Below are 9140 nucleotides of genomic sequence, written 5' to 3'. Positions count from 1 at the left end.
GAAGTATCATGATCCAAAATAAAAACGCCTCTAACGAGGCGTAGGAAGGGGCCTATCCATCCCATGACTAAAGTCACGGGATTTCCGGCCAATCTTCATTAAATAAAAGCCCACTAGAGATGCGAATGAATGAAGAATTCACACCTCTCAGTGGGCTTTTAGTCTATTTACGTTTAATATTCATTGAGGAACTGTGAACCGCCAGCCGCTTGTCAGGATAAAGCTGCTTGGCTAAGGCGGTGACCGCGGTTGGCGCTTCCCCGAAGGCCGTCGCAATCAAGGCTGTCTTGCCCGGGTAGGTCACCCCATCCCCGATGGCGTAAACGCCCGGAACGCTGGTCTGCATACTGCTGTCCACCTTCAGGAGGTGGCGTTCGCTAGCCAGGTCCAGCGACCACTTGGTCAGGGCCGCATTGTTGGCGGTGAAGCCATAGTTAACCACCAGCTGATCAACGGTCAGCTGGTCTTCCTCATCGCTGCGCATCTTCTTCAGCCCAATGGTGACCGCATCCCCAGCCGTCGCCAGGCTCTTCGGCAGATAGGGCGTCACCAGGTGCACCGTCGACTGCTTCAGCTTGCTGACGGTGTGTTCCAGACCGCGGAACTGGTTCCGCCGGTGGATCAGGTAGACGTCCTTAGCCACTGGCTCCAGCATCAATGCAATATCGATGGCCGAGTCACCGCCGCCCAGCACCGCTACCCGCTGGCCGGCAAAGTCGTCCTTGTGGCTGACAAAGTAATGCAGCTGGCGGCCTTCAAGCTGGTCGGCACCATCAAGCACCAGTCGCCGCGGGGTAAAGGCCCCGTTCCCCAAGGCAATGATAACCGCCTTGGAGTGGGAGATCCGCTGCGCCGTCTTGATGGTGAAGGTACCGTCATCTTCCTTGACGACATCATCGACAGTCTCGTTTAAAAACTGGTCGATCGGAGCCACGGTCAGCTGGTCCTTCAGGCGATCAACAAGTTCCTGTCCGGTGACGCCTGCCAGGCCAGCGACATCCCAGATCTGCTTCTCAGGATACAATGCTGCCACCTGTCCGCCTAGCTGCGGCAGGCTTTCGATCAGCTGTGCGTGCAGTTCGTGCAGGCCGCAATAGAAGGCGGCGAACATCCCAGCCGGACCGCCACCGATAATCGTTACATCATAGCTTTCTTCCGTCATTAATACGGACCTCGCTTTCTTGTTTTTTGTTTAACCATTATAACATTTTCTTAGATAATTAAAATTTTAATAAAGCGCTACCATATTTACTGCTTTGCCTATTGTGTTTAACAAAAAACTAATTTATTATAGAAAAGGTAGATAGTAAATTTTAGTTAATCTTGGAGGGACTAATATGGCTAAACGAAAAATGATTCTTGATCTGGATACCGGTGTCGATGACGCTTTGGCAATCGCCTATGCCCTGGCCGACCCAGAAGTTGACCTGATCGGGATCGTCAGCTCCTATGGTAACAACCTGCTCGATGTCTGTGCCGAAAACAGTCTGAAGCTATTGGAACTGTTAGGTCACACTGATATTCCAGTATTCAAGGGCTTGCCACACTCAAGCACCACGGACCACTTCGATGTTATGCAGGTTTCCAAGGACATTCACGGAAACAACGGGATCGGGGAAGTGCAACTGCCTGCTCCAAGCCGGAGCGTTGAAGAAGAGTCTGGTGTTGACTTCTACATCGATGCCGCTCACAAGTACGGCAAGGACCTGATCATCATCCCAACTGGCCCGATGACCAACCTGGCTGCCGCTCTTAAGAAGGACCCTGAAATTGCCCACCTGATCGGCAATGTTACCTTCATGGGTGGTGCTCTGACGGTTGAGGGGAACGTTACCCCAGTTGCCGAAGCCAACATTAATCAAGATCCAAAAGCGGCTAACGAGGTACTGACCTCTGACCTGCCGCTGACGATGGTGGGCCTGGACGTTACCCTACGGACCCTGCTGACCAAGAAGGAAACCCAGCAGTGGCGTAACCTGGGCACCAAGGCTGGTAAGGCCTACGCTGACATCACCGACTTCTACATCGATGCCTACTACAACTTGGACATCGACAAGAACGGTTGTGCCATCCACGACCCACTGGCTGTCGGTGTCGGCATCGACCCATCCTTCGTCACCACGTTGAGTCTCTTCGTTAAGTGTGTCTACGAAGAAGGCCCATACTACGCGCGAATCATCGGTGACAACTCCAAGCTGAACGACCCGAACCCGAACGTTAAGGTTGCCATCAACGTAGACAAGGAACGTTACCTGAAGGTCTTCATGAACCACCTGACGAACCTGTTCAAAGAACACTAGAAAAAAGCAAGCTGCCAACGATCAAATTGATCGTCGGCAGCTTTTTTTAGCTCAGGATTTTTTCCAGGGTGTGCTTCAGCCTGGTCAAGGCCGCACCCCGCCTGGCAGGATCCTGGAGGCACTCATTGATGGTGGCATGGCAAAGCGTCATTACCGCCCATTCGGTTTCATTGCGCGGTTCCGCCGTTTGCCGTTCCGGCAGGACCCCTTCATTAGTCAGAAAGTGGCGACGAATACAGGCATAGTAAGGACTGGTATGAACCCGGTCGACAAACTTGGCGACCATCTGGTAATAGTCCTCGGCGGTTAAGTGATCGCCCCGGTCAGTAATCGGTGCATGGATCTTGGCCATCACCACTGTAAACAGGTATAGGTAGGCATCTGCAAGGTCCGTAAAGTACTTGTAGAATGCGCCCCGGGAGATCTTGGCCTGCTTGATAATCCGGGCCACCTCGGCATCCGGCAGGTTATGCTGACTAAATTCAGTCAGCAGGGCCGCGGTGATCCGTTGCTTTTTCTCATCGTTCAGGTTTTGAAAGGTACGACTTGACATTATTTTAACCTCATATCATATTTTTAATGACCAGTGATACCGCCAGGATCAGCGCCCCGGCGCCAACAATGATCTGCATCAGCCGACCGGGCAGGTGGCGGACGATAATCGGCCCCAGGATTCCGCCGATGATGTTCCCGATGAACAACGGCAGAACATAGTGCCAGCGAATGGTGGCCTCAATAGCGAAGATAATAGCCGCCATCGTGTTCGTTGCCGTCATGGCCACGTTCTTCAGGGCGTTGTTGACCGCAAATGTCTGCCCACGGTTGACCACCGTCAGCAGGGTCAGCATCATGACTCCCGCCCCAGCATTGAAGTAGCCGGAGTAGATCCCCACGATAAAGATTCCAACCCAGGCCATGAAGCGGTGCAGGCGAGACCGGCCAGATGCCCGGCTGTTCTGAATCAGCTCCGGGTGGGCCTGGCACGGCTTATGCGGCATCATCAGAATGATCCCTGCCAGGCCGATGCAGACCGGCACCAGGTCCTGGAACCACTTGCCGGGCAAAGCAAAGAGCAGGAGGGCCCCGATGATTGCCCCGGTCAGGACTACGGGAATCATGATCCACATCTGTTTACGGTTATTGCGGAGCTCGCGCGCAGAGGCCACGACCGAGCTATACCCGCTGGCCACGGTTGAAAAACAGCTGGTAACGTTGGCCATCACCGGTGAGAGGCCCATCGCCAAAAGCGACGGGTACGAAACCAGCGAGGCCAGGCCAGCGGCAGCACTGGTGATCCCTGCCAGGATCCCGATAACAATCAATAAGACAATTGAAACTAATTCAGACATTTTCCTCGACCTTTGTTTTTAATCAATTTTCATTGTACCTGTTCCGCCAAATTTCTGCACGCCCTTTCACCATTTGAAATTCAAGGGCGATTTATGTATCATAAGTGGTAGGATTAATACGATGTCTGGGGTGCCATCCGGCTGAGATAATACCCATTGAACCTGACCTGGCTAATACCAGCGGAGGAAGATTCGGTAAAATTTCGTTGAATAGAACTATCCGTATCCCATGATGTCTTTCATTGTGGGCTTTTTATTTGCCCTCATCCAATTTATTTTAAGGAGTATCTCTATTATGAAGAAAGTTTTTCACTTGCGCGACATCATCCTGCTCGCCCTCATCGGCATTATTTTCGGGGTAATCTACTATGCGGCGGGGTTCCTCTACAATGGTCTTACCCTCCTACTGACCCCGGTAGGTTACGGCCCCATGGCCAATGATATTACCATGGGTATCTGGTGCATGGCGGGACCGCTCGCCGGCTTCATGTTCCGGCTTCCCGGGGCTTCATTCCTCGGCGAGTTCTTAGGGGCCGCTGTTGAGATGTTCCTTGGTGATCAGTGGGGAGCCGCTACCCTGATCTCCGGTGCCGTCCAGGGGGTGGGAACCGAACTGGGTTTCACCTTAACCGGATACCGGATTTATAACTGGCTGACCATCATCATGGTAACCATCATGACGACCATCGTCACCTTTGCCTGGGACTGGTTCCGCAACGGTTATAGCCACTTTGCCGGTCAGATGCTGGTGGTCATGATCATCGTCCGCCTCATCTCCATCTTCTTCTTTACCGGGGTATTGAACAAGCTGATCATCAACATGCTTGAACGTGCCCATGTTATTCGGAGGTAGGCCAATGGAGGCTATCAGTGTTGAACAACTCAGCTTTCAATTCGAACACCAGCGGTCCGTCATCCGCAACCTGGATATGACCGTTGGTTGCGGTGAGGTTTCCCTGATTACCGGTCCTTCTGGCTGCGGAAAATCCACCCTGCTCAGGCTGATCGCCGGACTGCTGCCGAAGTATGGCGGACAGGTAACTGCTGGCCAGATTAGACGGGCAACGATCAACCGTCACCCCATCCGGATGGGAATGCTCTTTCAGGATCCGGCCATGCAGTTTGCCATGGACACCCCACGACACGAGCTCGAATTCACCCTTGAGAATTGTCAAGTGGCCGCCGCGCAGATTCAAGCCCGGATTCAAGAAGCCAGCGCCTTTTGCCAGATCAGCGACCTGCTCGATCAAACAATCACCACCCTCTCCGGCGGTCAGCAGCAAAGGATCGCCCTGGCAGTGGTTGTGGCCATGCACCCCGACTTGCTCCTCTTAGACGAGCCCTTTGCCGCAATTGATGAGGCTAATCGCCAATTTTTGATTAAGCAACTGGGACGGTGGCAAGCTGCCCAGCCGGGGCGCACGATCATAGTCACCGACCACGACTGTCACGGTTACACTGCCCTCAGCCCCCACGTCTTCCAGTTTGCGGCCGGAAAATTAGCGGCCCTTTCACCAGAGCAGGGGAAAAGTTTGATTGGCCAAGCGGATGAGGCCGCCGGGGCACCGCTTCACGTAGCCCTTCCGCCAGTAAAGGCACCGACAATTATCAACCTTAAACAGGTCAAAATTGACCGTGGGGAGCACCGCCTAATTACCATCCCCGATCTGGCAATCGTGAAAAATAAGATCACCCTATTGACGGGAGCTAACGGAACGGGTAAATCCACTTTTTTCAAGGCCCTCACTCGGCTGATCCCCTACCAGGGTGAAATTGACTATCTCCAGAAAAATATTCAAAAAATATCACCCGGGAAATATCACTACCAAGTTGGTCTAGTCTTCCAGCAGGCTAACGAACAGTTTCTCAACGTTACCGTAGGTGAAGAGCTAACCCTCAGTGCCCATCACCAGCGACAGCCCCTCCTCACTAACGACCGATTGACGGACGTGCTTCGCGACTTCGGTTTGGCGGAAATGGAGGACCGGGTGGTGTACTCACTCAGTGGCGGACAGCGCAAGAAGTTGCAACTACTGGTCATGCTGATGATCGGGCACCCGGTGCTGTTGCTCGACGAACCTTTTGCCGGTCTCGATCGTGATTCGCTGACAACCGTCTTCAATCTGATCAAGCGCTGTCAGCAGGCCCTGCCCCAAACCATCCTGATCATCAGTCACCAGTTGACAGGGCTCGACCAGCTGGTGGACTACCACCTTCACCTGAGTGCCGGGAAGCTGACCTATGAGGGGGTGCAGGCATGAATCCCAGCTTAAAACTATTTTTGGTCCTCATCATTACCCTTGAAGTGACCTTCACCAGTCACCTCTACAGTAATGTGGTGATCATCATTCTGGCGCTAGCCTACCTGATTTACCGCCGGGTCCGTTGGCAACGGCTGGCCTGGCTGATCGTCATTACCCTGGTGCCGGCGCTGGCGATCTTCGTCACTATCGCCTTCTTCAGTCCCGGCCACAACGTCTACTTCGCCTGGGTCCTGGTAACCCGGCTCTATGTCTATGTCTTGACCGGGTCGGCCGTCAGCTGCACCACTAGTGCCCTTCTACTGGTGCGGTCACTCGAACAAAATTGCCACCTCCCGAGCAAGTTTGCCTACGGTATTCTGGCCGCCCTCAACCTTTTTCCCCGGATTGCGCAGGAAGTCCGGCTCATCCGGATTGCGGGGCAGATGCGGGGGATCACCCTCCACTGGTGGTCACCGCGGCTCTACTTCAAGGCAATTCTAGCCGCTAGTCAGTGGGCGGATCAGATGGCCCAAGCCATGGAGAGCCACGGCTTTGTGGAGGGCCAGTCGCGGACCAGCGCTCACCGCGTTCCGCTGACTCGCCGCGACTGGCTAATCTTCTTCATTCTGGTGTTCACCCTCCAGCTTCTTATCGTTGCGCTCCCCTAAGTGATCAGGCATAATTAAATTAAAAAAGGATGGTTAATATGCAGAGTAACACAACAACCCGAATCGTTAACGCCCTTTCCTACCTCAGTATCTTATTTCTGCCGGTGATCTTCCCACTCATCGTCTGGATCGTTGCCCGGGCAAGCGACGACCCGACTATCAGCAAAAACGCGCGCAAGGCCTTTTGGTCACAGCTTTTCCCTTTGCTCTACGTTATCTTCGCGATCCTCACCATGAGCATTGCCTCCTTGTACCAGGCAACCTTCCATGCCGGCGCCCTGTTTGGAATCCTGCTGACCTTTGCCCTGCTGATCGCTCTGTTGTTGTTCATCTACAACATCGCTATGGCAGTTAAGATGCTGCTGGGCCGGGAATAACTATATTCAAAGAATCGAGGCCGACGAAGTAATTCGTCTGCCCCGATTTTTTGAATCATATTGCCCAAATTGTGTTTTCAATGCTAGAATGACGCAGTCTACTAGCTATAATTTTGAATCTTTTAAGGTGGTGTTTTCATTGGATTTACTATTGGGGATCATCCTGCTGTTGACTACGGTCGTCGTGGCCAACGTTATTCACCTGATCTACCCCAAGATCCCGCTCTCGATCTACCAAATTATTGCCGGGGTCCTGCTCGCCAGTCTGCCAACCACAGCAACGAATTTTACCCTGCATCCGGAAATATTCATGATGGTGGTCATCGCGCCATTGATGTTTAACGACGGGCAGAATCAATCATTTTTCTCACTCTCCCGTAACATCCGCCCGATCCTTTCAATTGCGGTGACCCTGTCCCTGATAACGGTTATCATCGCCGGGACGGTCCTGCACCTGACCATGCCAAAGACCTTCTCGTTCGCTCTGGCCTTCATGCTGGCCGCGATCATCACCCCAACGGATGCGGTGGCGGTCAAGTCGATCACCACCAGCATGTCGGTTCCCGAGAACGTCAACGGGGCCTTGGAGTACGAGTCGCTCTTCAATGATGCTTCCGGGATTGTCCTCCTCGACCTGGCCCTGGCGGCTTACCGCTCGGGGGACTTCTCAATTGGCCACGGCCTGTGGATCTTTGTCTACGTCTTCTTCGGCGGCATCATCTTTGGAGCGATTCTCGGCATCCTACTGATCAATCTGCGTGTCCGGCTGATGCGCTCCCACGTCGACATCGGCTCGATCGTCATCCCCATTAATGTCATGACACCGATTGTTGTCTACTGGCTGGCCGAGGAGCTTCACTTCTCCGGCATCCTGGCTGTCGTGGCCGCTGGGGTTGTCCACAGTATCCTCTACGACCGCATGCGGCTGACCTCCACCAAAGTCCAGATGGCCACTACCACGACCTGGACAATCATCAGTGACGCCTTAAACGGCCTGGTCTTTGTCCTCTTAGGTGTTCTCCTCCCCCAAGTCCTCAGAAGTACCAGCCTGTCCAACCTGGGCCGCCTGTTTGGCATCTCATTACTCCTCTACCTAATCATGACCTTCCTGCGGTACTGCTGGGTCCGCTTCAAGCTGGTCAACATCGGTTCGGCCAGCGACCAGCTTAATCGTGACAGTATTTTAATGGCGCTGGGGGGAATTCATGGAACCATCACCCTGTCGTTAGCCTTTTCGCTGCCGGTAATGATCAATCACCATACCTTTACCTTCCGTAACTCAATGATCCTGATTGCGGCGATCGTAATCCTCATCAGCCTGCTGGTCGGGGCCGTTGCCTACCCGCTGATCCTGCCGGCCAAGTCACAGTGCTTCACCCCGGAAGAATTCCGCCAGCAGCTCATCACTACGGTTCAGTTCGCCATCAACCAGCTCCGGACTCAGGCAGAGGATTCACGGGAACGGGCCATCGTGATTGACCAGCTCAGTACGCAGATGAATCAGTACCACCAGTTCAACCAACAGCGGTTCAACCAGCTGATGAACCGGGCCCACAAGGTCGAAATGCAAACCCTGGACCAGCTGACCGCCGATGGCACCATTAGCGAACGGGAAGCAAGTCTATATGCCCACTTTGTCAGCCGCTCAATCTGCCGGACGCCCGAACATAACTTCACCGAGTTCGCCCGCCTCTTCTGGCACCGGATCAAGTGGCAGCTCTTCCGCAAGCGCCACCTTAATCCCCATCGTCTCAATACGGTGGACAATCCCGCTGACGAGGATAATCGAAAATTGCAGATTATCAAGCAGCAGCGTCAAGCTATCCTGAAGATCCTCGCCATCGTCAACGAAAACGTGGACAAGTACCTCCAATCAATTGAAAACACCACCAATGCCAATGAAGTTGTGATGGTCGGGCGGGTCTTCTTCCAGCAGAAACAGCTCTTTACCCGGGGCCAGGATCTCGATGCCGACCTCATCACCAACCTCTCCATCGAGGCCTTCCAGTGGGAACACAGCTTCGTTCAGGAACATCTCGCCGCCGGGAAGCTCTCCCAGGAGCTGGCCAACGCCCTCAATGAACAAATCTCAACTGACGAACTGGTCTACTCCCAGTCCTTAGACTAAAAAAGGGGCTGTGACAAAAGTCCCTTGAAATAAAAGAACCATTCGGAATTTCCAAAGAAATTCTGAATGGTTCTT

The 9140-nt window shown here is 53.5% G+C and carries 9 protein-coding genes and 1 riboswitch; of the genes, 6 read left to right on the top strand and 3 right to left on the bottom strand.

The genetic code is table 11. From position 1 onward, the window contains the following. Positions 1 to 163: 163 nt before the first annotated feature. Positions 164 to 1162, bottom strand: a complete 999-nt coding sequence (locus tag QOS10_RS08560; protein WP_283595056.1) for an NAD(P)/FAD-dependent oxidoreductase — start codon at positions 1160 to 1162, stop codon at positions 164 to 166. 175 nt (positions 1163 to 1337) lie between these two features. Here QOS10_RS08560 and QOS10_RS08555 point away from each other — a divergent pair, with 175 nt between their 5' ends. Next, positions 1338 to 2300, top strand: coding sequence for a nucleoside hydrolase (locus QOS10_RS08555; protein ID WP_283595055.1), 963 nt, complete (start codon positions 1338 to 1340; stop codon positions 2298 to 2300). A 46-nt stretch (positions 2301 to 2346) separates the two neighbouring features. On the opposite strand, the gene QOS10_RS08550 is transcribed toward QOS10_RS08555, so the two are convergent. Both QOS10_RS08550 and QOS10_RS08545 read right to left on the bottom strand, forming a co-directional pair. Next, the gene (locus tag QOS10_RS08550) at positions 2347 to 2853 is read right to left on the bottom strand and encodes a TetR/AcrR family transcriptional regulator (RefSeq protein ID WP_283595053.1); all 507 of its coding nucleotides are present in this window, start codon (positions 2851 to 2853) and stop codon (positions 2347 to 2349) included. Positions 2854 to 2863: 10 nt separating this feature from the next. Beyond that, positions 2864 to 3649, bottom strand: coding sequence for a sulfite exporter TauE/SafE family protein (locus tag QOS10_RS08545; RefSeq protein WP_283595052.1), 786 nt, complete (start codon positions 3647 to 3649; stop codon positions 2864 to 2866). A 116-nt stretch (positions 3650 to 3765) separates the two neighbouring features. Further along, positions 3766 to 3855: riboswitch (TPP riboswitch) on the top strand. Positions 3856 to 3944: 89 nt separating this feature from the next. Here QOS10_RS08545 and QOS10_RS08540 point away from each other — a divergent pair. From QOS10_RS08540 to QOS10_RS08520, 5 genes are all read left to right on the top strand, one after another. Then, positions 3945 to 4502: an ECF transporter S component gene (locus tag QOS10_RS08540; protein ID WP_408621589.1), complete on the top strand. Its 558-nt coding sequence runs from the start codon at positions 3945 to 3947 to the stop codon at positions 4500 to 4502. Positions 4503 to 4506: 4 nt separating this feature from the next. Next, positions 4507 to 5910, top strand: a complete 1404-nt coding sequence (locus QOS10_RS08535; RefSeq protein ID WP_283595051.1) for an ATP-binding cassette domain-containing protein — start codon at positions 4507 to 4509, stop codon at positions 5908 to 5910. Further along, a complete protein-coding gene (locus QOS10_RS08530) occupies positions 5907 to 6560 on the top strand; it encodes an energy-coupling factor transporter transmembrane component T family protein (protein ID WP_283595050.1) in 654 nt (217 codons plus the stop codon). Before QOS10_RS08535 ends, QOS10_RS08530 begins: the two co-directional genes overlap by 4 nt. A gap of 38 nt (positions 6561 to 6598) precedes the next feature. Next, positions 6599 to 6937 carry a DUF4870 domain-containing protein gene (locus QOS10_RS08525; protein WP_283595049.1) on the top strand — a complete coding sequence of 113 codons (339 nt, stop codon included), beginning with the start codon at positions 6599 to 6601 and terminating at the stop codon, positions 6935 to 6937. A gap of 139 nt (positions 6938 to 7076) precedes the next feature. Next, the gene (locus QOS10_RS08520) at positions 7077 to 9065 is read left to right on the top strand and encodes a cation:proton antiporter (RefSeq protein WP_283595047.1); all 1989 of its coding nucleotides are present in this window, start codon (positions 7077 to 7079) and stop codon (positions 9063 to 9065) included. Positions 9066 to 9140: the final 75 nt, after the last annotated feature.

Source organism: Limosilactobacillus galli (assembly GCF_947381495.1).
Classification (GTDB): Bacteria; Bacillota; Bacilli; order Lactobacillales; family Lactobacillaceae; genus Limosilactobacillus; species Limosilactobacillus galli.
This window is presented reverse-complemented; position numbering and strand designations above follow the sequence as displayed.